The sequence below is a fragment of the Sphingobacteriaceae bacterium GW460-11-11-14-LB5 genome (genome assembly GCA_002151545.1).
Lineage (GTDB): Bacteria > Bacteroidota > Bacteroidia > Sphingobacteriales > Sphingobacteriaceae > Pedobacter.
The window spans coordinates 3,709,817-3,735,579 of sequence record CP021237.1; the positions used below are offsets into that span (position 1 = coordinate 3,709,817).

At 41.7% G+C, this 25,763-nt stretch carries 14 protein-coding genes, 2 tRNA genes and 3 rRNA genes; 10 read left to right on the top strand and 9 right to left on the bottom strand.

The window, feature by feature from the left end; all coding sequences use genetic code 11:
• Window positions 1-37: 37 nt before the first annotated feature.
• The 6 genes from CA265_14730 (at window position 38) to CA265_14755 (ending at window position 7,526) form a co-directional block, all read left to right on the top strand.
• A complete protein-coding gene (locus tag CA265_14730) occupies window positions 38-1,663 on the top strand; it encodes a hypothetical protein (GenBank protein ID ARS40845.1) in 1,626 nt (541 codons plus the stop codon).
• 564 nt (window positions 1,664-2,227) lie between these two features.
• Window positions 2,228-3,916 carry a hypothetical protein gene (locus CA265_14735; GenBank protein ID ARS40846.1) on the top strand — a complete coding sequence of 563 codons (1,689 nt, stop codon included), beginning with the start codon at window positions 2,228-2,230 and terminating at the stop codon, window positions 3,914-3,916.
• Window positions 3,916-4,620: a biopolymer transporter ExbB gene (locus CA265_14740; protein ID ARS40847.1), complete on the top strand. Its 705-nt coding sequence runs from the start codon at window positions 3,916-3,918 to the stop codon at window positions 4,618-4,620. Before CA265_14735 ends, CA265_14740 begins: the two co-directional genes overlap by 1 nt.
• Complete coding sequence (locus tag CA265_14745; GenBank protein ARS40848.1) at window positions 4,620-5,021, top strand: biopolymer transporter ExbD; 402 nt, start codon at window positions 4,620-4,622, stop codon at window positions 5,019-5,021. Before CA265_14740 ends, CA265_14745 begins: the two co-directional genes overlap by 1 nt.
• A complete protein-coding gene (locus tag CA265_14750; protein ARS40849.1) occupies window positions 5,021-5,860 on the top strand; it encodes an energy transducer TonB in 840 nt (279 codons plus the stop codon). The genes CA265_14745 and CA265_14750 overlap by 1 nt, the downstream gene beginning before the upstream one ends.
• A gap of 376 nt (window positions 5,861-6,236) precedes the next feature.
• Window positions 6,237-7,526: a dihydrofolate synthase gene (locus tag CA265_14755; GenBank protein ARS40850.1), complete on the top strand. Its 1,290-nt coding sequence runs from the start codon at window positions 6,237-6,239 to the stop codon at window positions 7,524-7,526.
• 43 nt (window positions 7,527-7,569) lie between these two features.
• Here CA265_14755 and CA265_14760 read toward each other — a convergent pair whose 3' ends face one another.
• A complete protein-coding gene (locus tag CA265_14760) occupies window positions 7,570-9,228 on the bottom strand; it encodes a hypothetical protein (GenBank protein ARS40851.1) in 1,659 nt (552 codons plus the stop codon).
• A gap of 356 nt (window positions 9,229-9,584) precedes the next feature.
• Between CA265_14760 and CA265_14765 the strand changes: the two genes are divergently transcribed.
• Complete coding sequence (locus CA265_14765; GenBank protein ARS40852.1) at window positions 9,585-11,243, top strand: alkaline phosphatase family protein; 1,659 nt, start codon at window positions 9,585-9,587, stop codon at window positions 11,241-11,243.
• Window positions 11,244-11,300: 57 nt separating this feature from the next.
• Here CA265_14765 and CA265_14770 read toward each other — a convergent pair whose 3' ends face one another.
• Window positions 11,301-11,492: a hypothetical protein gene (locus tag CA265_14770; protein ID ARS40853.1), complete on the bottom strand. Its 192-nt coding sequence runs from the start codon at window positions 11,490-11,492 to the stop codon at window positions 11,301-11,303.
• Window positions 11,493-11,543: 51 nt separating this feature from the next.
• On the opposite strand from CA265_14770, the gene CA265_14775 reads away from it, so the two are divergent.
• The 3 genes from CA265_14775 to CA265_14785 all read left to right on the top strand — a co-directional run bounded on the left by CA265_14775 (window position 11,544) and on the right by CA265_14785 (window position 16,353).
• The gene (locus CA265_14775) at window positions 11,544-11,912 is read left to right on the top strand and encodes a hypothetical protein (GenBank protein ARS40854.1); all 369 of its coding nucleotides are present in this window, start codon (window positions 11,544-11,546) and stop codon (window positions 11,910-11,912) included.
• Between the two features lie 130 nt (window positions 11,913-12,042).
• Window positions 12,043-15,432, top strand: a complete 3,390-nt coding sequence (locus CA265_14780; GenBank protein ID ARS43003.1) for a methylmalonyl-CoA mutase — start codon at window positions 12,043-12,045, stop codon at window positions 15,430-15,432.
• On the top strand, window positions 15,433-16,353 hold the full coding sequence (locus CA265_14785; protein ARS40855.1) for a pyrroloquinoline quinone biosynthesis protein PqqB: 921 nt from the start codon (window positions 15,433-15,435) through the stop codon (window positions 16,351-16,353).
• A 204-nt stretch (window positions 16,354-16,557) separates the two neighbouring features.
• Here the strand turns inward: CA265_14785 and CA265_14790 are convergent, their stop codons facing one another.
• The 7 genes from CA265_14790 to CA265_14820 form a co-directional block, all read right to left on the bottom strand.
• Complete coding sequence (locus CA265_14790) at window positions 16,558-17,538, bottom strand: acyl-ACP desaturase (protein ID ARS40856.1); 981 nt, start codon at window positions 17,536-17,538, stop codon at window positions 16,558-16,560.
• An 893-nt stretch (window positions 17,539-18,431) separates the two neighbouring features.
• Window positions 18,432-18,543: ribosomal RNA gene (gene rrf, locus CA265_14795) — 5S ribosomal RNA — on the bottom strand.
• 131 nt (window positions 18,544-18,674) lie between these two features.
• Window positions 18,675-21,554: ribosomal RNA gene (locus CA265_14800) — 23S ribosomal RNA — on the bottom strand.
• Window positions 21,555-21,975: 421 nt separating this feature from the next.
• Window positions 21,976-22,052 (bottom strand) — tRNA-Ala (locus CA265_14805).
• Between the two features lie 17 nt (window positions 22,053-22,069).
• Window positions 22,070-22,144, bottom strand: a tRNA-Ile gene (locus CA265_14810).
• 255 nt (window positions 22,145-22,399) lie between these two features.
• Window positions 22,400-23,920, bottom strand: a 16S ribosomal RNA gene (locus CA265_14815).
• Together the 16S, 23S and 5S rRNA genes with 2 tRNA genes alongside form the textbook arrangement of a ribosomal RNA operon.
• 839 nt (window positions 23,921-24,759) lie before the next feature.
• Window positions 24,760-25,758 (bottom strand): hypothetical protein, encoded by a 999-nt coding sequence (locus tag CA265_14820; GenBank protein ARS40857.1) that lies wholly within the window; start codon window positions 25,756-25,758, stop codon window positions 24,760-24,762.
• Window positions 25,759-25,763 lie beyond the last annotated feature (5 nt).

Genomic DNA, 25,763 nt, shown 5'->3' on the forward strand with positions numbered 1-25,763 from the left:
TTATAAAAACCTATTTCTAACCAAAATTTTTAAACCTATGAGAAAACTAACCGTTTTCGGCGTATTGCTGTTAACAGCTTTCGCCTTGTTGTACGCTTGTAAAAAAGCCAATTCTGAAAGAGAAGACAACCAATTAAATTCCAAAAGTACAGCCCGGGCTGCAACCAATGCTTCTGCCCTGGCATTAACCGCTCCATTCATGACCGCCTACGTGGAGGTTAACAGTAACAATTTTGTAAATCCGGGTTGTTATACCTACGGAACTTCAGCAAGTCAGTTATTTGGTGTTTCTGTTATTTTTGCGGCGAATATCAATTCAGTAAATGGCACACCTACCCTATACTTCAATCCGCAGGTACAGGAAACTTTAAATTCGGGTAAGGTAGCTTATCTTAAATCACTAGGCATAAAAGTAGTGCTCGATGTACTTGGGAATCACCAAAATGCAGGCTGGGGCTGTTTTACCACCTATGCCCAGGCTGATGCCTTTGCCATTCAATGTGCCAATGCCGTACAGCAATATGGCTTAGATGGAATTGATATTGATGATGAGTATTCTGCCTGTACTGCAAATGATGGTTCGCTCGTGCTGGCAGCTACAGCGTTGAGGGCACGTATGGGTGCCGACAAACTGATTACCATGGCTGCATTCAATCAGGCCAATTATTTTACGTCTACTTATAACAACCAAAAACTGGGCGATATTTTAGATTATGTATTTGAGCAAACTTACTTTTCTACCAATTATGCGGGTCGTTTACAGCCTTACATTAATGCTGGTGTACCCAAAAGTAAATTGGGCTTAGGTACTGATTTGGGTAATAGCGATCAGGCAGCAGTAGCCACTTATGTAAAAAATAATGGTTTGACCAGTGCAATGGTTTATAATGTCGCGAACAACTCTCAAACCAAATTATCGGCCATGTCTAACGTCCTGTACGGTTCTGCAACTGCTGTAAAAGCAAACTGTATCGATGGAAATGGAGGTACACCACCAGCAGCTGGAAACCGTTCATTGATTTTCGACGGCACAAATGAATATTTAAATTCGAATACTTTTAATCTTGCAGGCACCAGCTTAACTTACGAAGCCTGGGTTAAACCAAGCGCTTTTAAAGCTACTGCTCCAAATATCTCAACCATTATGGGTATTGAAGTGAGCGACGCCAATGTGGCTTTGCTCCGTTTAGGTGATGCTTCCTTAGCCAATAATAAAGTACAGTTTGTATTGAATACAGGTGGTGCAACACCTAAAAAACTAAATTCTGCTACAGCCCTAAGTGCCAATACCTGGTATCATATAGCGGCTACATATGATGGCTCGACCATGAAAATCTACATCAATGGCACTTTAGATGCCAGCATGAGCGCAACTGGTACTATTGCTGCCAATGGTACGTTCCAGATTTCGAGAAGCTGGGATGCCAACAGAGGTTTCAATGGTCAGTTTGATGAAATGCGGGTTTGGAAATCGGCACTGGCACAGTCGGCAATTTCTGCCAACAAATGTAGTGTAAGTGCAAGCAGTACCAACTTAGAGGCCTATTGGAAATTTGATGAAGGTACCGGAACCACCATTGCTGATGCAACCGGGCACGGGCACACTGCAAGCTTACTTAATATGGAAAGTACCGATTGGTTTACTACCGTTCCTTGTTTATAGGCGCTTTTCATAATTGTTAATTACCAAAAAACCTAAGAAGAGGTCGTCATTGCGAAGCCAATTTTTCATTGGATGAAGCAATCTTCATAGCAGAGGCTCGCAAGCATAAAAGATTGCTTTGTTGCTCCTCCCCGCAATGACGACCTTTCTATTTAATCTATCAATAGTAGCCTGCACGAGGCAAGCCTACATACTTTATCAGCTCAACGAGACAGATCTACATTGTTTTTATTTCATGATACAGCCGCTTTTAAATTCCCCCTCTTCGTTTTCTACATACGCTTTTCTATCGTTAAGCGCTTCTATGGCTTAGGCTTTAGCTTCAAATTAGATATTATATCGATTTAGCCATTTGCTTACTAGCATACCATTTCTATCTTTGTAACCGTTATCTTTGCACGGATACAGCTATAGGTTTAAAAAACTGTGATTTTTTTCATGACTAAAATAACAAAACTGTACTCGTTTTTGTCTCTTTATTGGAATAGGATGTGTAATAGCACCCATAGACACTATTTGAAGGTAGAATATAATTTTTAATTTTAAACGCTTAATTTTACCCGAATGGATATCTTATCATACCTGTTAGAACTCTTGCAGCAACGCAAAGAAGTTGGTATTACCGGCTTGGGCACTTTTTATAAAAAGAAATACCCGGGAAGATACGATAAGGAAAAACAAACGTTTTTGCCTCCCGGATATACGCTGCAGTTTTCGGCCGAAGTAACCGAAGAAGATGCTTTAGCCAATTTTATTTCGACTAAAACGAATACTGCAATTGAAGATGCCCGTAATCAAATCGCTGGGTTTGTTGAAGAAGTCAATCAAAAATTAGAGCTAAACCATGAGGCCGAACTGCAAAATACCGGCCGCTTATTTTTTACCGAACAAGGATTAGGTTTCGAACCGGTTAAAAACATGAACTATGGTTCTGAATTTTACGGACTTCCGTCATTGGCAGAAACCGCAGTTGAAGAAACAAAAACCGATTCACCTCAACCAGAGGAAGAAGTTTATGATGAAATTGCGGAAGCACCGGCGGTAACTTCTCCATTTGAAAATAAGTCGTACCAGGCCCCGATAATCGAAAATATTGAACTGGATGAAGTTAAAGATGATCTTAAAAACACTTTAAAACACACAGAAAACGCTGCAGCAGAAATTACTGAGGCGCCTGATTTTATCAAAGAACAGCACGAAGAACATCCAAACCGTTTTGGTCATACGCCAGAATCGGAGGTAGAAAATATTGCTGCCGAACAACATGCGATTGAAACGCCTGAATCGGCTGAAACACCAACTGAGGAAGAAGAACTAGCAAATACTGTTGACGAAGTAGAAATACCTAAATCGGAAGTTGAAAATATCGCGACTGAACATCCTGCTATTGAAACACCAGAATCAGACGATGCACAAGATGAAACAAATGTTGCAGAAAATACTGCTGCATCTGAAGAAGGCAATACAGTAGAAGTCCCAGAAACGGTTATCCCGCAAAGTGAACACCCAGGTCGTTTCTCGCTAAGGTCGGAAACAGAGGAACCAAAAACATACATCAATTTAGAAGACGAAGCTAAAAAAGAAGAGCCAGTAATTGAGGCGCCGGCGTTTATCAAAGAGCAGCACGCTGAGCATCCAAACCGTTTTGGCCATGATCCAATTGAACATGGAGAAGATACGAGGCAAGGAATGTCTACCTGGCTGATGATTACCATTGCCGTTTTGGCCTTGGTGGTTATTGCAGCGATAACTTATCTGGTTAAGCCCGAATTATTCACCGGTGAAACAACAGCGCCTGTAAAACAGGAACAAGCAATTGTCGATTCGCCAAAGGTTGTTATCGATACCTTACAAGCTAAACAGGATTCAATAGCTAAAACAGATAGCATTTTAAAAGCCAATCAGGTTCAGAAAAAAGCAGATACCCTTAAAAAAGTAGCGGCAAAACCTGTGGTTAAACCTATTGTAGAAACACCAAAAGAAAATAAAATTGTACCAAACCCTGGTCCTTCTACGTTTTACGTTATTGCAGCGTCTTTTCAATCAGAGAAAAAAGCAATGGTATTTATTAAACAAATGGAGAAAATCGGTTTAAATGCTGAAATCGCAAAAGTACCCGGCCGTTTAAAAAAGGTAAGTATAGCGAGTTTTACAACTGAAAAAGAAGCTAAAGAACAGAAAGATATTTTACAGAAAAAACTAAAAGGAAAAGGATATTTCGTACAACAAAAATCTAACAACACACAACCATAATGATAACTTTATTAATTCAGGACACCACACAAGCACTACAAGACACCGCAAATGCGGTTAACCAGGCAGTAACACAACCACAACCAGAATTACATTTTATCGATCTGCTTTTTAAAGGCGGCTGGGTAATGATTCCATTGGCCTTTCTCGCTTTTTTAGCTTTGATTATTTTTGTTGAACGTTACTTAACCATTAAAAAAGCAACTAAAGACGAATCGAACCTGATGGGTCAGATCAGGTCTTATATTCAATCCGGAAATTTAGAGGGCGCAATGTCGCTTTTAAGAAATAATAACTCTCCGCTTTCGCGCATGTTGCAAAAAGGTTTAAAACGCATTGGTCGCCCGATTAAAGATATTGAAGGTGCAATTGAAAATGTGGGTAAATTAGAGGTTTCTAAATTAGAGAAGAACATTAGCATATTGGGTATTGTTGCAGGTATTGCGCCAATGCTTGGTTTCGTAGGTACCATTGTGGGGGTTATTACGATTTTCCACCAGGTATCCATAAAAGGTGCGATTGAAATCGGTACGATTTCTGGTGGTTTATATACCAAAATGATTACTTCTGCAACCGGATTAATTATCGGTATTATCGCTTACGTACTGTATCACATTTTAAACATTATGGTTGAAAAAATCATTCTTAAAATGGAAACCGATGCAATTGATTTTATTGATTTACTAGAAGAACCAGGCAAATAATGAATTTACGCAAAAGAACAAAAGGATCGGTAGAAGTACATACTTCAGCGTTGAACGATATTATGTTCTTCCTGATGTTGTTTTTCTTATTGGCCTCTGCCGTGGTAAATCCTACGGTGGTTAAATTATTATTGCCGCAATCATCAAGCGGGCAGCAATCTACCGCCAAGAAAGCAGTTACGGTTACGATAGACGAAAACCTTAAATATTTCGTTGAAAAAAAACCAGTGAGCATTGAAGAATTAGAGCCAACTTTGGCATCATACCAAAAACTAGCACCAGATATGACCATTCTTTTATATGTATCGCGCAATGTGACCTATCAGGATGGATTTGTGGTAAACGATATTGCCAATAAATTAAAATTAAAACTTGTTGTAGCCGTTGAGCCTAAAAAATAATGAACTACAAAGCACAAAACGTACCTAACGAGGAAAACAATTACCCTAAGGCCATTGCCATAGCAAGCGGAATTATGGGCTTTTTATTGTTGATCAGCTTTTTTATTGTGATTGGTTCTTTCCAGCCACCTGAAGAAGTAGGTATGGGTGGTATGGTTGTAAATTATGGAACTTCTGCTGAAGGAATGGGCGATGATTATACGAGTATTGAAGAACCATCAGCAGATCCAAATGCGAATGGCAAACCACCTGAAAAGGTAACGCCAGAAGAAAAAGTTACCCCAACCACCTCTACCCAAAGCAGCGACAAAGAAGTTCAAACGCAAAATACGGAAGATGCCATTGCGGTAAATACCAAACCTACAAAACCAACCACAGCGGCACCAACTCCGGTTACAGAAGACAAACCGGCCAAACCGGTAATTAACCAAAACGCACTTTACAAAGGCAAAAAGAATACTGGCCAGGGTCAGGGAGATGGAACCGGAAAAACACCAGGCAACCAGGGCGATAAAGATGGCGATCCGTTAGCATCAAATTATGGCGAAGGTGGTTCCGGAAATGGTAACGTGCAGTTATCATTGGCGAGCAGAAAATTCATCGACATCCCACGAATACAGGATGATGGACAAAGCGCAGGTAAAATTGCTGTTCAAATTCGTGTAGATAAAAACGGTAAAGTGGTCCAGGCCCGTGCAGGAGCAAAAGGCACTACCCTATCTGATTTAACCCTCTGGAGAAAATGTGAGCAGGCGGTATTAGGCGCAAGTTTAAACAAATTAGAATCAGCACCTGATGTACAAACCGGGATTGTGATATTCAACTTCAAAGTGAAATAAAAAATATAAATGGTCTGTGTCCTCACAGACCTTTTTTTTATTATTATCGTCACCCTGAATTTATTTCAGGGTGTTTATAACATGAAAGATGCTGACCACTTAGCAGCTACAAGGCAATTGAAAATACTATTTCTACTTGTAAAATAAATTACCTTCGGTGAACTCGCTTAAGGCTCGGTTTACTTCGTAGCTTTCCACTTCGTTACAGGTCAGCATGGTGATAACTCGCAATACTATATGGTCTATGTTCCAACAGACCTTCAAAATCATTTAAAGACTTCCGAAGTTTCCCCCAAAACAACCAGCCAAAACTTTGGAAGAAATCTCATCATTTCGTTTCATAATAACTCCAGTCAACTTATATTTGATCCATATTATGAACTACCAACAAACGCTTGATTTTTTATACAGTAAACTGCCCATGTTTACCCGCGTTGGCGCATCTGCTTTCAAAAAAGATTTAACCAATACCATTATTCTTTGTAAGGCTTTGGATAATCCACAGGATAAATTTAAAAGCATCCATGTGGCGGGTACCAATGGAAAAGGATCCACATCACATATGCTGGCTTCCGTATTGCAGGCACAGGGATACAAAACAGGTTTGTACACTTCTCCCCACTTAAAAGATTTCCGCGAGCGCATCCGCATCAACGGAAAAATGATGAGCAAAACTGAAGTCGTGTCGTTCGTAAAAGATCAGCAAAAACTGATCGAAAAAACGGAGCCTTCTTTTTTCGAAGTTACCGTGGCCATGGCATTCGATCATTTTGCTAAACACGAGGTAGATGTGGCGGTAATCGAAGTAGGTTTAGGCGGAAGGTTAGATTCGACGAACATCATTACCCCGCAAATTTCGGTCATTACCAATATCAGTCTCGACCACATGAACATGCTGGGCAATACCCTGGCAGAAATTGCCAGCGAAAAGGCAGGTATTATTAAAAAAAATATCCCAGTCGTTATTGGCGAAACACAGGAAGAATCTGCTCCTGTATTTATAAACAAAGCTAAATCGCTAGCTGCACCCATTGTTTTTGCCGATGCCGTATTAACCGCGAAAGATTTTAAAATCAGGAACAATAAACTTTCCTTATCCGTATATCAGAAAGGGGAAATTAAATACAAAAATCTTCAAAGTGATCTTACCGGGGTTTATCAGCACAAAAATATTTTAACGGTTTTAGAAACGCTGGCTGTGCTGAATGAAAAAACGGGTATTAAAACCGACCAAGAAGCAATCTACAAAGGAATAAGTCAGGTTAAAAAGCAAACTGGTTTACAGGGACGCTGGCAAACTTTGGCTAAAAATCCTTTAGTTATCTGCGATACCGGCCATAATGAAGCGGGCATTACCGAGGTGATTAAAAACATCACGCAAACCAATTATCAAAACCTGCACATTGTTTTTGGAATGGTAAAGGACAAAGATATTTCGAAAGTTTTATCCTTAATGCCTAAAAATGCGACTTACTATTTTTGCAAACCAGATTTAGAACGCGGTTTAGCAGCTGATGAACTTAAAGAACAGGCGGCAACATTTAATTTAATTGGAAACAGTTATACTTCGGTAGCCGAGGCCAAAGAAAAGGCCATTCAATCAGCCGATCCAAAAGATTTGGTTTTTGTTGGTGGAAGTACGTTTGTGGTAGCCGAAGCGATATAAGCAAAGGAGATCAATACCATCATCCCCTTTGCTTATAATTAAACTACTGTGCTTCCAGTAGCCATTGCTGGTTTGATGATCCCGTATTACCATTCATACTATACTGAACAATCTTAGTACCACTGCTTGTACCACTACCCGGATTGTCAAGAACATAGTGATTCGAAAGATTACTTTGAATTACATATTTATTGGCGCCAACAGGAATTAAATTCCATTTTTGATTTGCCCCATTGGTAACGGTATACTGAATGATATTCCCATTTAATGCCTGTACCCCTCCTGAAATATCCAATGCTTTAGTGCTGTTGGCATTAACAATAACATAACTTGTTCCCTGCGTATTAAATTGCCACTTCTGGCCATTTCCGGTAGCACTGGTACTTTGAACTAAAAAGGCACTATTAGCTGTGCTGTTATTTTCTATAGCGAGGTAAAGTCCGCTTGATGCATTTTTTATTTTATACCATGTACTGGCTGAAATGCCATTGGTAACCGGCACTGTTAGTGGTGTTGAATTCTGGTTAAAAATATCTGTAAGGGTAATTCTAACCGAATAACTACCTGTTCCTAGGGTACTGGAAATGGTTACAGATCTTTTTTGAGGCAATACCTCATTTACCGTACTAACTACTCCACCTGATGAATTTAGTAATTCTATTTTTGAAGAAAGTTGCGGACTTTTGAGCTGATTGTTTACCCAGTTTACGGTAACCGTATTACCACTGGCAACAGCCGTTGCAGATTGTACTTCTCCAATGGTTAATGTAGGTGCAGTGCCTTGGTTGCTTTGTGCCGGAAGGCTTAATGTGCGTCCTGTACCAAAAGCGGCACTAGGTTGTGTATTTCCTCCATGTTCCATAAAATAAGCATCTTCAGTAGTATCATAACCTGAATTAAAAGCCCTGTCGTAAATCCCGTTTCTACCTTCATCTCCAGCATTGGCACTAAAACTTCTGCTGGTATGTTTCACCCAGGTATTGCTTGTGCTTAAGTTCCAGCAATCTTTAAAAAATGCCTTTCTAACATATCTTCCATCATAATCAGGATTAGTTCCAACCCAGTTTTCTAAAAACGCATCGTTACCCGAACCCAGGAAGGTGGTGCGCTCAGGAATAGCCAATGTACTGGTATGAAACCAGACACCACTCGATTGATTTTGGATAAAAGTGCCTATATATAATTTCCCATCACGTTTCCATGCCCTTAAGGCTATATTGTACCAGGTGTTAAGCGCCCATTGGTATGGATTGATTGTTTTATATCCATCACCTTCTCCTCCAAATCTGCTGCTAATGGTTTGTGGGCCCGTATAAGCCACTTCAGAATAGATCCCGCCAGCAGTATTCGGATCCCATAATGAGGATATAAGGATGTTTGGTGTTCCAAAGGAATTATCAGGTGTTTGCTGTAAGCCTGCATAGCCACCCGAATAATTATGTACAGAAAAATATTCGGCATTGGCAGATTGTGTAATTTTTATTTTATGTATTTTGGCAATAGCATCAGACGGAAAAGAAAAATAAAGATGTTCTGATGGAGCAGCGTTTTCTCCGCTGACAAGAGCTGCATTCACCGAACTCATTTTGGGTATTGATAATTGGGGATTTTCAGCAATAATGTTCTTTTGACAAGACATCATGGAAAATAATAGTATCATCCAAGCCGTTAACGACCAGGAAAAAAAAGTAAATGGTTTCATAATTTTTTTAGATTAGGTTAGGAATGTATTTGGTTATTAAAACTACTCATAAAACTATGCTGATATTATTTTTTGTCTACACAAACGATTGACTGCGCTTTTAGACCTGAAATAATTATTTTAACAACCTAAAAATGAGACACCTAATCCGAATTACATGATTTTTACGCTTCAAATTCAAAGTATTGAACCAATTAACCGCTTTTTGACTTGTATCAATAAGGCAAACGTTTGCGCGTAATTAATACTACATACCCGATTAGCCTATCAATATTGCAATAGTTTCTAAATCTTTACATAAACTTCAAAATATCTTCACTTAAAAGTTATTACTTTAGCCCTTTAACTAAAACACAATGAAGAAAATATCCTGTCTAATCTTTACCATTTCTATTTTTTCGATTTCGCTTTCCTCAGCCCAAACTAAAAAACCTGCCACAGCAACTGCTAAAGCATTCCCTGCCGAAGTTGCCCGTCCTAAATTGGTGGTTGGCTTAGTGGTTGACCAAATGCGCTGGGATTATCTATACCGCTATTATAACCGCTACAGCAACGGTGGTTTTAAAAGATTAATAAATGAGGGTTTTTCTGTAGAAAATACATTTATCCCTTATACCCCAACTTATACTGCATGTGGCCATACCTGTATCTATACGGGTTCGGTTCCGGCGGTTCATGGTATTATCGGCAACGACTGGTATGACCCTGAAACTAAAAAGAATGTATATTGTACTGAAGATTCTTCAGTAACTACTGTTGGCAGTACACCTTCATCAGAAGGGAATATGTCGCCTAAAAATATGTTAACCACCACCATTACTGATGAATTGAGGTTAGCTACAAATTTTAGAGGTAAGGTAATCGGCATTTCATTAAAAGACAGGGGTTCGATCCTTCCGGCTGGCCACGCGGCAAATGCGGCATATTGGTATCAAGGCAGCACCGGAAACTGGATTACCAGTACTTATTATATGAAAGAAGTACCCACCTGGATTGCTGATTACAATAAGCTGAAATTAGCCAATAAGTTTTATGCAAAAAACTGGGAAACATTGTATCCAATGAATACTTATGTAAACAGCACTGCAGATGAGAAAGCTTACGAAGGAAAATCGAGTACCTTCCCTCACCAGCTTACCCAAAACATTGATAAAAACTTCGATGCCATCAGAAGTACACCTTACGGTAACACCATCACTTTAGACCTGGCCAAATTGGCCATTCTTTCTGAAGATTTAGGACAGGATAACATTACCGATTTCCTGGCAGTAAGCTGTTCATCTACCGATTATGTTGGTCATGCTTACGGTCCGAATTCAGTCGAAGCAGAAGATACCTATTTACGTTTAGATAAAGACTTCGAGGAGTTTTTCAATTACCTGGATAAAAAAGTAGGTAAAGGAAACTATACCGTATTTTTAACTGCCGATCACGGTGCTGCCCATGTTCCTGGATTTATGCAGGAGAATAAATTACCTTCAGGCGTAGTGAGCGATAGAGATATTGCAAACAAATTAAACGCTTATTTAAATGATAAATTTAAGGTCAACAATGTTGTTTTAAAATCGATGAATAACCAGATTATTTTCGATCATGACAAAACAGACAAGGGAAATGTGAGTTTTGATGTAATTAAATCGGCATCGGTAGAATTCTTAAAAAGATTAGACGGTTTCCAGAATGCAGTTGATATTGCTAAAATATCACAATCTACCATTCAGGAAATCCAGAAAAAAATGATTACAAACGGATACAACGCCCGTAGAAGCGGTGATATTTATTATGTATTAGCCCCAAACTGGTTTAACGGTGGCAGCACAGGTACTACGCACGGAAACTGGAACCCCTACGATTCGCATATCCCATTGGTTTTTATGGGCTGGGGAATCAAAGCCGGCGCATCTAACAAAACACATTACATGACTGATATTGCGCCTACCCTGGCGGCACTACTCCATATTCAAATGCCAAATGGTACTGTCGGAGAACCGATCACAGAGATTACCAATAAATAATTCGAAAAAACTATGCCCACCAGCATAGTTTTTTTTGTTTTACGGTATTTATTTAAACTAGAGTCGTCTAGCTTCCAAAGAAAAATTTTCAGCCAGCGTTTTTTGGTTCTTTTTGACGCTAAAAAGAAGGAGCCCATCGACGGCGGCGAGGCGAGGCAAGGAAGAGCTGTAGACAAAAAATAACGAATTATACATATCCTTCATATCAACTTTTACGAAATAAATTATTCCTTGAAATGAACTCCTCATAAAATATCCTATATGTTAAAAAAAATTGAACTGTTTGTTTTATTTTAGATCATGGCAACATACACCGCAACCAAACTTACCCCCATGCTTGAGTCGCATGATATGCCGGCAACATTAAAATTCTATACTGAAATTTTAAATTTCAGCTGTGCTGCAAAATTCGATGACCTGAGCTGGTTAAGTCTCCAGAAAGATGGTATAGAAATCATGTTCTGTATCCCTAATGTGCACCACAATATCCCCAAACCGATTATGAGCGGCTCACTTTATATCAAAACAAACGAAGTAGAAAGCCTCTGGGAAAGTTTAAAAGATACCTGCGAAGTTTGTTACCCGCTTGAAGATTTCGAATTTGGCATGAGAGAGTTTGCCATTTACGACAATAACGGTTATTTACTGCAATTCGGGCGAGATTTATAGCTGAACCAAAAGCCATAACGGTATAGGGTATTCGCTGTTTAAGCTGCTTATTTTAGTACATTTGCGTACCAAATATATTTGGAAACAAGGATCGGTAATGAGCGCATACCGACCCCTAAAATCCCATAGTATGCAACAAGTAGAAATCTATAAGCCTAAAAATAAAATCCGTTTTGTAACCGCTGCTTCTCTTTTCGATGGGCACGATGCAACCATTAATATCATGCGTCGTATCCTCCAGTCTTCAGGGGCTGAAGTGATCCACCTCGGCCATAACCGGTCAGTTGATGAAGTGGTAAATTGTGCCATTCAGGAAGATGTTCAGGGTATTGCAATGACTTCTTATCAGGGCGGACACATTGAGTATTTCAAATACATGTACGATCTCCTGCAGGAAAGAGGATCAGGCCACATCAAAATATTTGCAGGTGGCGGTGGTGTAATTTTACCTTCAGAAATTGAAGAACTCCAGGCCTACGGAATTTCTAAAATATATTCTCCAGATGACGGGCGCAAGATGGGTTTACAGGGCATGATCAATGATATGCTGGTACAAACCGATTTTATTACCAAAGCCAGCATCACCAATGAGCTCGAAACCATTCCTTCAAAAGATATCAAAGCCATTGCGGGAGCCATCACGGTTGCAGAAAATGATCCTGAAGGTGCCCAGAAATTTGTTGATGAATTAAAGAAACTTTCTAAAAATAATACCGCTCCTATTTTAGGTATCACCGGAACCGGTGGGGCAGGAAAATCGTCATTGGTAGATGAATTGGTACGTCGTTTTCTGGTAGAAGTGAAAGATAAAACCTTAGCCATTATCTCCGTCGATCCTTCAAAAAGGAAAACTGGGGGTGCATTATTGGGCGATCGGATCCGGATGAATGCCATCAATAACCCGAGGGTTTACATGCGTTCCTTAGCAACCCGGCAGGCAAACCTTGCGCTATCTAAAAACGTACAGGAAAGCATCGATATCTGCAAAGCGGCAGGTTACGATTTAATTATTGTAGAAACCTCAGGCATTGGCCAATCCGATACCGAAATTACCGAGCATTGTGATGTATCACTTTATGTAATGACGCCAGAATTTGGTGCAGCAACACAACTCGAAAAAATCGATATGCTTGATTTTGCCGATCTGGTGGCCATTAACAAATTTGATAAAAGAGGTGCTTTGGATGCCTTGCGTGATGTACGTAAACAATACAAGCGCAACCATAATATTTTCGACGCCAAGGATGATGAAATTCCGGTTTATGGCACCATGGCTTCGCAATTTAACGATCCGGGCATGAATAACCTGTTTGTGGCCTTAATGGAGCAGATCAAGGTAAAAACCGGAACTGATTTTAAGGCCAAAATGGAACTCACTTCAGATCAGTCAGAGAAGATTTATATCATTCCTCCCGATCGCATCCGCTATTTGGCAGAAATTGCAGAAGCAAGCCAGATGTATAACGAATGGGTAGATAAACAGGCTACCATTGCCCGCAAAATGTACCAACTGAAAGGTGTAATTGATCTGTTAAGTGAGGCAAATTTACCTGACAAATCAAAAGTCTCCCCAACAGGGGGAGATTTAGAGGGGGTTTATGCTTTCTTCGAAGAACAGTTAGATGGCGAATGCAAACGTTTATTGCGTCAATGGCCTGATACCAAAAGGGCATACAAGGAAGAATTTTTCATTTATAAAGTCCGCGATAAAGAGATTAAACAACCTTTATTTTACGAATCACTTTCAAAATTGAATATACCGAAAGTCTCTTTGCCGAGGTATGAAGATTGGGGTGATATATTAAGGTGGCTGTTAACCGAAAATCTTCCGGGCGAATTCCCTTATGCTGCAGGTGTATTCCCGCTAAAAAGAGAAGGAGAAGATCCTACACGGATGTTCGCAGGAGAAGGTGGTCCTGAAAGAACGAATAAACGTTTTCACTATGTTTCATTGGGTCAGCCTGCACATCGCTTATCGACCGCTTTTGATTCTGTTACGCTTTATGGAGAAGATCCGCATATTCGTCCCGATATTTATGGGAAAATCGGAAACTCAGGTGTATGTATTGCCACTTTGGATGATGCTAAAAAACTCTATTCGGGTTTTGATCTATGTGCGCCATCAACCTCTGTATCCATGACCATTAACGGTCCGGCCCCAATGTTATTAGGCTTTTTCATGAATGCCGCCATCGATCAGCAATGTGAAAAATACATTATCGAAAATGATTTAACCAAAGAAGTTGAGGCTAAAATTGATGCCATCTATCAGGCGAAAAATATACCAAGACCATCATACAATGGTACTTTACCCGAAGGAAACGATGGTTTAGGTTTGATGCTTTTAGGTGTTACCGGCGATCAGGTTTTACCAGCCGATATTTATGCGAAGATCAGGACCAAAGCCATCAGTTCAGTTAGAGGAACTGTTCAGGCCGATATTTTAAAAGAAGACCAGGCACAGAATACCTGTATCTTCTCTACCGAGTTTGCCTTAAGGATGATGGGCGATATCCAGAAATACTTTATTGATGAAAAAGTAAGGAACTTCTATTCGGTATCCATTTCGGGCTATCATATTGCCGAAGCAGGTGCTAACCCCATTTCGCAGCTGGCCTTTACCCTGAGCAATGGATTTACCTTTGTTGAATATTACTTAAGCAGGGGCATGCATATCGATGATTTCGCGCCTAATTTATCTTTCTTCTTCTCTAACGGTATCGACCCGGAATATGCCGTTATTGGTCGCGTAGCCAGAAGAATATGGGCTAAAGCCATTAAGAATAAATACAAAGGAAACGATCGATCACAGAAGCTTAAATACCATATCCAAACTTCTGGCCGTTCCTTACATGCACAGGAAATCGATTTTAATGATATCCGCACTACTTTACAGGCACTCTATGCGATATATGATAACTGTAATTCATTACATACCAATGCCTACGATGAGGCCATTACCACCCCTACAGAAGAATCTGTTAGAAGAGCGATGGCCATTCAATTGATCATTAACAGAGAATTGGGCCTTGCCAAAAACGAAAACCCATTACAGGGTGCCTTTATTATTGAAGAATTAACCGATCTGGTAGAAGATGCCGTGCTTGCCGAATTCAAACGCATCAACGATCGTGGCGGTGTTTTAGGTGCTATGGAAACGATGTATCAACGTGGAAAAATTCAGGAAGAAAGCTTGTATTACGAAACACTTAAACACACAGGCGAATATCCGATTGTTGGTGTGAATACTTTTTTAAACAAGAATGGCTCACCGACTATTGTTCCCGGAGAAGTAATCCGCGCTACAGAAGATGAAAAACAATACCAGATTTCGGCATTGCAAAAATTTCAGGATCGTAACGCAGACCGTGCAGTAGATCTTTTAAAACAACTTCAAAAATCGGCCATAGCAGGCGATAATATTTTCGAGCAGCTCATGGAAGTTTGTAAAATATGTTCGTTAGGACAAATTAGCAAAGCGCTTTACGAAGTTGGCGGTCAGTATAGAAGAAATATGTAGATGAGGGCATTATTATTAATTTTCATACTTGGCTTTGCGATCCAAGCCCCGGCTCAGAAAATGCCCGAGTCATCATTTATTATGGTATTAGGTGTGGCTCAGGATGGTGGCTACCCACACATGGGTTGTCAGAAAAACTGCTGTAAAATGGCCTGGAAAGATGAAAAGTTAAGAAGAAATGTGGTTTCACTTGCTTTGGTAGATCCTAAAACCAAAAAATGGTGGCTTTTTGAAGCGACACCTGATATTAAGGCACAACTTCAGGATTTTAGAAAAAAAACGAATGAAACTTATCCTTATTTACCAGAAGGCGTATTTCTTACACATGCTCACATTGGTCATTACACAGGCCTCATGGAATTCGGCAGAGAGGTAATGGCCACACGCAATCTAAATGTGTATGTACTCCCCAAATTCAAATCTTTTTTAACAGAAAACGGCCCATGGAGCCAATTGGTTTCCTTAAAAAATATCAACCTTATCGAACTGAAGGCAAATAATCCCCTTGCCATAGCAGAAAATAAGATCACTGCATTTACCGTACCTCACCGCGACGAATTTTCGGAAACAGCTGGTTTTAAGATAGAAACACTTGTAAAGAAGTATCTTTTCATCCCAGATATTGATAAATGGAGCAAATGGGACAAAAGTATTATTGAAGAAGTAAAAAAAGTGGATGTAGCCATGCTCGATGCTACATTTTATACCAATGCCGAACTTGGTAATCGACCTATTTCAGAAGTACCTCACCCACTGGTAACCGAAACAGAAGACTTATTTGATAAAGAAGATATTGCCATTAAACATAAAATTTTCTTCATCCACTTCAATCATACCAACCCTTTACTTTGGGATTTACCTACACAAAAACAGGTTTTAAAGAACGGATTTAATATTGCGAAACAGGGAGATGTTTATTGATAATTCAATATTTCAATTCTAAAGATTTTAGTTCTCCTATTTAATGCGATCGTCATGCTGAATTTATTTCAGCATCTTTCTTGCAAGATAGATCCTGATCCCGAAGGTTCGGTACAGGGTGACGACTCTTACTTATAGAGATATTTAATCAACAAAAAAAGCCCCGATTTTACATCGGGGCTTCCATATATCTATCAATTGCTCTTATCCGGCAATCCAGCTAAATTTATAATCTATAGTTGGGTTTTTCATACGTTCAGCAACACGTAATAAACGCGAAGGTAGAGCCATAATATAATCCCGGGCTTTTTCACCAGCTTCATTTAAATCACGCATCCCCTCAATTTTCCAATCTTCAATCAACTGTTGCATAATCTCAACATAATCAATCGCGGTATAAACACCTAAACGTTGTGCAGCATCTGTAAAGTGACCAAATGTTTGACCTATTTTCAAACCTACCTCGCGTAAGAAATGCGCTGGCATTACAATTTTCTGGCGCATCATATCTTCAAAAGCCAACATCGCTTCATTAGGGTCAACCTCAAAAATACGGTTCATGAAATCTTTATAAGCTTTTGCATGTCGGGCTTCATCCGATGCAATTACCCCACACATTCTAGACAATAAAGTATCGCCGTCTTTTTTTGCCAAAGAGGCTACCCTTCTGTGTGAAATGTTAGTGGCCATCTCCTGGAAAGAGGTGTAAATAAAGTTGCGGTAAGGATCATGACCGGTACCAATATCGAAACCATCAGCAATCAGGTATTGAGTAGAGATTTCCATCTGGCGCATATCTACACGGCCCGACAGGTATAAATATTTATTCAATAAATCACCATGACGGTTTTCTTCAGCAGTCCAGTGTCTGTTCCATTTCATCCAGCCGCCATCTTCCTTCATGCTTGGTCCCTGCACCATGGCTAACCACGATTCGTATGTAGGTAATGCTTCTTCAGTGATCGTATCACCTATTAATACAGCTACAAGATCGTAAGAAAGATCCTTTGCATTATCCCTTAAAATTCTAATATCTTGATAAAATGTTTCGCTAGTAGAATCAGGAAGAAAATCAGACGGTTGCCAGTTAGTATCAATTGGTTTTAGATAGGTATCCATCATCTCCAGCATATACTTTTCTATATGCACCATTACTTCCCTTCTTTTATCTGCAAAAAAACTCATTACTTTTGTTTATATATTGTTAACAACAAAGATAACCAAATATTACAGCAAACCTTGTGATATTAACATATTTAGCATTAAATGAGTTTTAAAAGAGGCCTAAATTATCAACATCGCGCTTTAAAAGGTTAAAAGCATAGTTTAACTTACATGGTAGCATCATCCAGATGATTAAATATCTGACGATTTAGAGCGTAACATTAAGGGCATCCAATCCCTTAATTACCTTAACGGCTTAATGGTTGAAATAAACCTGTTATAATTCTTTTTATCATTAAGGCATTTAGGACATTAAGAAACATGGTATCCAAATCCTTACCTGCTTAATGGTAGAAACAACTATTTGGACTTATGAGTATGCAGACGAGACTTAAAATCATAGCCCATACATTTCGAGGTTTTGGAGCGCAATTTCTGCACCATGTAGGCCGGGTCCTGTCCTGCTGTGCGCTGTAATCCTTTTGGAAAACCCTTATGATAAACAATCTACCGCTGCCCAAAAGGGATTTCCGCTGCCATCAGGGCTATTGAACCTGGACTGGAGATGTGTCAATAAAGATGGCAAACATTCAGCGTAATCTGCAGGAACAAATCTTAACTACCTTAACTCCTTAATGGTTGAAATAAAGCTTGCTACCAATCCTTTTACCATTAAGGCATTTAGGACATTAAGGGACATCCAGCATCCAGAAACTTAACTTTCTTAACTGCTTAATGGTGAATAAAACTTGCTGCCAATCCTTTTACCATTAAGGCATTTAGGACATTAAGGAACATCCAATCCCTTAACTTTCTTCACTCCTTAATGGTAATTGAAAGTAGAAGGTTTATTTTACAAAAGGTTATAAACCAAGAAAACCCTTCAACATTGCTGTTAAAGGGTTTCTTATAAGATTTGGCACCGACCTACTCTCCCACGTGTTACCGCAGTACCATCGGCTCTGGTGGGCTTAACTTCTCTGTTCGGAATGGGAAGAGGTGGACACCACCGATATAGGCACCTAAATATTTTATTGAGGTAGAAGGTGGAGGGTTGTAGGGTATAAGGTTAACCCTTATGCCTATCTGCCTTTCGCCTTAAACCTTAAACATGATTGAAAGAAGTTATTATGAAGAACAAACAACAGTCTGTTTGCTTTGAAAGCTTCGGATGATTAGTACTACTCGACTGTGCTGTCGCCAGCTTTACATCTGTAGCCTATCAACGTAGTAGTCTGCTACGGTCCTATATGGAATTCTCATCTCGTGGCTAGTTTCGCACTTAGATGCTTTCAGCGCTTATCTATTCCCAGCGTAGCTACTCTGCAATGCCCCTGGCGGAACAACAGATTCACTAGAGGCTAGTCCAACCCGGTCCTCTCGTACTAAGGTCAGCCCCACTCAAAATTCCTACGCCCACAACAGATAGGGACCGAACTGTCTCGCGACGTTCTGAACCCAGCTCGCGTGCCACTTTAATCGGCGAACAGCCGAACCCTTGGGACCTTCTCCAGCCCCAGGATGTGACGAGCCGACATCGAGGTGCCAAACCTCCCCGTCGATATGAGCTCTTGGGGGAGATCAGCCTGTTATCCCCAGCGTACCTTTTATCCTTTGAGCGATGGCCCTTCCATGCAGAACCACCGGATCACTATATCCGTCTTTCGACCCTGATCGACTTGTCTGTCTCACAGTCAAGCAAGCTTATGCTATTGCACTCCGCGTACGGTTACCAAGCGTACTGAGCTTACCTTTGAAAGCCTCCGTTACCTTTTTGGAGGCGACCACCCCAGTCAAACTACCCATCAAACAATGTCTCCCGTAAGTACGGGATTAGACACCGAATACAGAAAGGGTGGTATTTCAACGTTGGCTCCACGACGCCTAGCGACGCCGCTTCAAAGCCTCCCACCTATCCTACACATCCTGTATCCAATGTCAATGTTAAATTGTAGTGAAGGTGCATGGGGTCTTTCCGTCCCGTTGCGGGTACCCGGCGTCTTCACCGGGACCACAATTTCACCGAGCTCATGGCTGAGACAGCGCCCAGATCGTTACACCATTCGTGCAGGTCGGAACTTACCCGACAAGGAATTTCGCTACCTTAGGACCGTTATAGTTACGGCCGCCGTTTACTGGGGCTTCGATTCAATGCTTCTCCTTGCGGATGACATCCCCTCTTAACCTTCCAGCACCGGGCAGGTGTCAGGCCTTATACCTCATCTTTCGATTTTGCAAAGCCATGTGTTTTTGTTAAACAGTCGCCTGGGCCTTTTCACTGCGGCTGACATTGCTGCCAGCGCCCCTTCTCCCGAAGTTACAGGGCCATTTTGCCGAGTTCCTTAGCCATGATTCACTCGAGCACCTTAGAATCCTCTTCCCGGATACCTGTGTCGGTTTGCGGTACGGGTTTTTATAACCTGAAGCTTAGCGGTTTTTCTTGGAAGTCTGATTACCTGCGCTATCCACTCACCCGAAGGCTTGCGGTACTATCGACTTTCAGCTAGATCGGCGGATTTGCCTACCGTTCTAATACCTACTGTCTTTAACGATCTATTCCGTCAGATCGCGGCAGTGTCACTACTCCGTCCCCACATCGCAGTTATAAAAAGTACTGGAATATTAACCAGTTGTCCATCGAATTTCCCCTTCGGGTTCTCCTTAGGTCCCGACTGACCCTGATCCGATTAGCGTTGATCAGGAAACCTTATCCTTTCGGTGGGCGGGTTTCTCTCCCGCCTTATCGTTACTTATGCCTACATTTGCTTTTCTAGAAGCTCCAGCACCCATTACCAGGTACCTTCGCTGCCGCTAGAATGCTCCCCTACCGATATATTTCAATCCCATAGCTTCGGTGTACAGTTTAATGCCCGTTTATTATCCATGCCCGATCGCTCGACTAGTGAGCTGTTACGCACTCTTTAAATGAATGGCTGCTTCCAAGCCAACATCCTAGCTGTCTGTGCAATCGGACCTCGTTAGTTCAACTTAACTGTAACTTGGGGACCTTAGCTGATGGTCTGGGTTCTTTCCCTCTCGGCGCGTGACCTTAGCACCCCGCGCCTCACTGCAGATCATATTTCATAGCATTCGGAGTTTGTCTGGATTTGGTAGGATTTGACTCCCCCGCACCCAATCAGTAGCTCTACCTCTATGAAACTTAATATCCACGCTGTTCCTAAAAACATTTCGGGGAGTACGAGCTATTTCCCAGTTTGATTAGCCTTTCACCCCTACCCACAGATCATCCGGAAACTTTTCAACGTTTATCGGTTCGGTCCTCCAGTACGTGTTACCGCACCTTCAACCTGTCCATGGGTAGATCACAAGGTTTCGCGTCTACCCCCTCTGACTATACGCCCTATTCAGACTCGCTTTCGCTTCGGATCCGTGCCTGAAGCACTTAACCTTGCCAGAGAGGAGTAACTCGTAGGCTCATTATGCAAAAGGCACGCCGTCACGCAACTTGTACGCTCCGACCGCTTGTAAGTACACGGTTTCAGGTTCTATTTCACTCCCCTGTTCGGGGTTCTTTTCACCTTTCCCTCACGGTACTGGTTCACTATCGGTCTCTCAGGAGTATTTAGCCTTACCGGATGGTGCCGGCAGATTCCCACAAGGCGTCTCCGACCTCGCGGTACTCAGGATACTGCTAAGCTAGCATTCTATACGTGTACCGGGCTATCACCGTGTATCGCTGGGCTTCCCATCCCATTCCACTTCTGTTTGCTAATGCCACAACGCAGTCCTACAACCCCCACTTTGCCGTAACAAAGTAGGTTTGGGCTCTTTCCCTTTCGCTCGCCACTACTTAGGAAATCATTGTTATTTTCTCTTCCTCTGCTTACTTAGATGTTTCAGTTCGGCAGGTTTGCTCATTATATGTGACTAGTCTTCAACTAGCCGGGTTGCCCCATTCGGAAATCTTCGGATCAATTCCTATTTGCAAATACCCGAAGCTTATCGCAGCTTATCACGTCCTTCATCGCCTCTGAGAGCCAAGGCATCCCCCGTGTACTCTTTATTACTTTCTTCTACTCATACGCCTTTTGCGCCGTATGGTATGCTTTTTTGCTCTTGTTATGATGTCTCATACCGTTGTCTGGATTGCTCCTTCTTCCGGTGAGCACAAACACAACAGTCGCCTATTGTTGTTTGCTCTTCTTTTTTAACTTCTTCCAATATGTCAAAGAACTTTATTAAGGTTGAAGGTGGAGGGTATAAAGGTAGGGGGTTTCATTGTCCCCTAACTAAGCCTCGTTTCAGCCTTATTAGTAAAAACTGCGGTCTCGAACCGTTTCAGATGTTTTCTTTTATTACATCTGTGCCCCATGGCGTTTCTTCTTAATCTTTATGTCAATGTATATTACCGATCCCGGTAATCTTTGTACTATGTTGTGGTTTGTTTCAGCTATAGGCCTTACCCTATACCCTCTACCTTTTAACCCTCAACCTTAATGGTGGAGAATAACGGAGTCGAACCGTTGACCTCCTGCGTGCAAGGCAGGCGCTCTAGCCAGCTGAGCTAATCCCCCAAAAGGATGTAAACGTGTAGTCCCGTCCAGATTTGAACTGGAGACCCCTACATTATCAGTGTAGTGCTCTAACCAGGCTGAGCTACGGGACTGTTGATTTAAGGTCGGCTATCGTATGCAGTATATAGTATCTTACCGCTACTGCTTTCCTTTGGCTTTCCCCATCTTTAGGTTCCGTTATGCTTTGCACTTAAGCTATGGCACACCGTTGTCTTCTGGGTGTTTCTTTTTTTCTCTTGTGTTTTTTAAAGTATATGGTATGGCATGGTGGCCTTAAGCCTTCTACCTTATTACCTTCTACCTTATTTAGAAATATCATGTTGCGTGGCGAGTAGGCGGTGCTACTCCAGAAAGGAGGTATTCCAGCCGCACCTTCCGGTACGGCTACCTTGTTACGACTTAGCCCCAGTTATCGGTTTTACCCTAGGACGCTCCTTGCGGTTACATACTTTAGGTACCCCCAACTTCCATGGCTTGACGGGCGGTGTGTACAAGGCCCGGGAACGTATTCACCGCGTCATTGCTGATACGCGATTACTAGCGAATCCAACTTCATGGGGTCGAGTTGCAGACCCCAATCCGAACTGTGAATGGCTTTGTGAGATTCGCATACCGTTGCCGGCTAGCTGCCCTCTGTACCATCCATTGTAGCACGTGTGTAGCCCCGGACGTAAGGGCCATGATGACTTGACGTCGTCCCCTCCTTCCTCTCTGTTTGCACAGGCAGTCTGTTTAGAGTCCCCATCATTACATGCTGGCAACTAAACATAGGGGTTGCGCTCGTTGCGGGACTTAACCCAACACCTCACGGCACGAGCTGACGACAGCCATGCAGCACCTAGTTTCGTGTGATTGCTCACTGATCTATCTCTAGATCATTCACTAACTTTCAAGCCCGGGTAAGGTTCCTCGCGTATCATCGAATTAAACCACATGCTCCTCCGCTTGTGCGGGCCCCCGTCAATTCCTTTGAGTTTCACTCTTGCGAGCGTACTCCCCAGGTGGAACACTTAACGCTTTCGCTTAGCCGCTGACTGTGTATCGCCAACAGCGAGTGTTCATCGTTTAGGGCGTGGACTACCAGGGTATCTAATCCTGTTTGATCCCCACGCTTTCGTGCCTCAGCGTCAATAAGACCATAGTAAGCTGCCTTCGCAATCGGTGTTCTGAGACATATCTATGCATTTCACCGCTACTTGTCTCATTCCGCCTACCTCTAGTCCATTCAAGCCCATCAGTATCAAGGGCACTGCGATAGTTGAGCTACCGTCTTTCACCCCTGACTTAACAGGCCGCCTACGCACCCTTTAAACCCAATAAATCCGGATAACGCTTGGATCCTCCGTATTACCGCGGCTGCTGGCACGGAGTTAGCCGATCCTTATTCTTCCGGTACATTCAGCTATTTACACGTAAATAGGTTTATTCCCGGATAAAAGCAGTTTACAACCCATAGGGCAGTCTTCCTGCACGCGGCATGGCTGGTTCAGAGTTGCCTCCATTGACCAATATTCCTTACTGCTGCCTCCCGTAGGAGTCTGGTCCGTGTCTCAGTACCAGTGTGGGGGGCCATCCTCTCAGATCCCCTAGTCATCGTCGCCTTGGTGGGCCGTTACCCCGCCAACTAGCTAATGACACGCATGCCCATCTTCATCCCATAAATGTTTGATCATTGGATAATGCCATCCTGTGATTTTATGCGGTATTAATCCGGATTTCTCCGGGCTATCCCCCAGATAAAGGTAGGTTGCATACGCGTTACGCACCCGTGCGCCACTTTCATATCCAGCAAGCTGGATAATCTCGTTCGACTTGCATGTATTAGGCCTGCCGCTAGCGTTCATCCTGAGCCAGGATCAAACTCTCCATTGTAAAATGTGTTGTAAGATGCTGACCAGTTTTAACTATTGTTAAAAATAGTCTTCTTTTTGTTATGTTGTCTGTTAGACACCACCTTTAAAATAAAGCTACGTAATCATGTACTTTGATCGGTACTCCATTACCTCGCTACGCTACATTGACATCTCTTTTAAGAACTTGTTGATCTGGTAAACCTCGCGGCCGATCAGTTATATATCTTCGGTTTCAGTTCCGGCCGGTCTTATTCGTCCAACCTGTGTTTCAATCCGTTTCAATCTTTTTTTGTTACCTTCCCGACATCCGCCGTTCCGATTTTTTTACCCTTCCTTTTGGTTGGGAGTGCAAAGGTAAGGATCTTTTTTAAACTTCCAAATAAAATAAATTTTATTTTTTTCGTCTTCTTTTTTTCCTCTTCCCCTTATTTCAATATGCCGGTGTTAACCAGCTTTCCGTCCTTCCGAACCGGGCTGCGAAGGTAGCAATCTTTTCTTCTCCCGCAATATTTATTTTAAAATAAATACCGACCCAATCACTCTAATACCATCCTTTCAATAAAACCCTTCCTCCGAAGCGGGATGCAAAAGTAGGAAAAATTAATGCTTCTGCAAAGCTTTTCTGCCGATTAACCAAAGGCCTGAGGTAACTCCATGGTTTTCAACAGGAAAAAATGTTGCGACGGGCAAAACTTTTTAAGGAAACAAGTGTTTATTGGCGCGACATACCCAGCACTTCCGAAGTTTTCCCTGCACCCGGCCACTCAAAACTTCGGAAGTCAGTGCCATCTAAACCCGTATTCTATGGTTTATGCAAATAAAAAGTTTTTTTTCTGAGAAGCATTACTTTAGATTTATGCAGCAGGCTCCAGGAGGTATGGCGTACCTCTTTTAACAGCAGCAAAAGCTCTGCTCAGTAGCTTATTTTTTATCACATTCAGTACACACATAGCGTTTTTTCCCTCAGCTTTTTTTCGATCATAGTATCGTTTGAATTCGTTATCTTTTTTTATCGTGTTTAGCGCACACATGGTCAGTAACGCCTTTAGTTTTTTATTGGCGAGGTTGCTTACCCGGTTTCTCCCTCGTATACTCGTCCCCGAGCTATGTGGAAATGGGACTATTCCACAATAGCTCGCAAACTTTCTGTAGTCTGAAAATGCAGCGAAGGCTTCAGTATGGATCAGGATAAACATAGCCGTCTGCTTTCCGATCCCATGCACGCTCTGCACAAGGCTGAACTGTTCGTTTAGTTCCTGGTCCTCTGTTATTAAGGCTGCCAACTCGATATCTACCTTTTTTATCCGTTCGGCGTAAAGGGCAAGCATTTCCTGGCTATCGGCTATGCAATAGCCAGCGTTCTCCCTATCAAATCCTTTAAGCTCTGAGCAAGTGCATTTAAAAGAGGTCTGGTGTCTTACCAACTGTTCGCGGTGTGCCAGCAGGTGTTTGAGTTTTGAGCTTGTTGCCGAAGGAAGGAGGTAAGGACGGGCTTTGTGCTGATTTGAAAAAGCATAGCTTGCGATTGCCTGTGCGTCAGCCTTATCAGATTTCCCCCGTTTAAGTCCAATGGAACGCTTAATGTGCAGCCCGTTTTCAACCCATATAGATAAATCATTTGCATGCATAAAGTTGGTTATGGGGCAGATATAAATACCTGTATGCTCGCAACAGAAAAGAACCTTCTTAGGCGCGATACCATGTATGGAAAGCCATTCCAGCATTAGGCCAAAGCCATCATAGCTGTTCTTAAAAACATGGTGAAGGGGCTTGTCGAAACAGGCCTGTGTAACAACAGCAACATCGATGGTTGATTTGGAAATATCTATTCCAACAAATAGTTCATAATTCATAACTT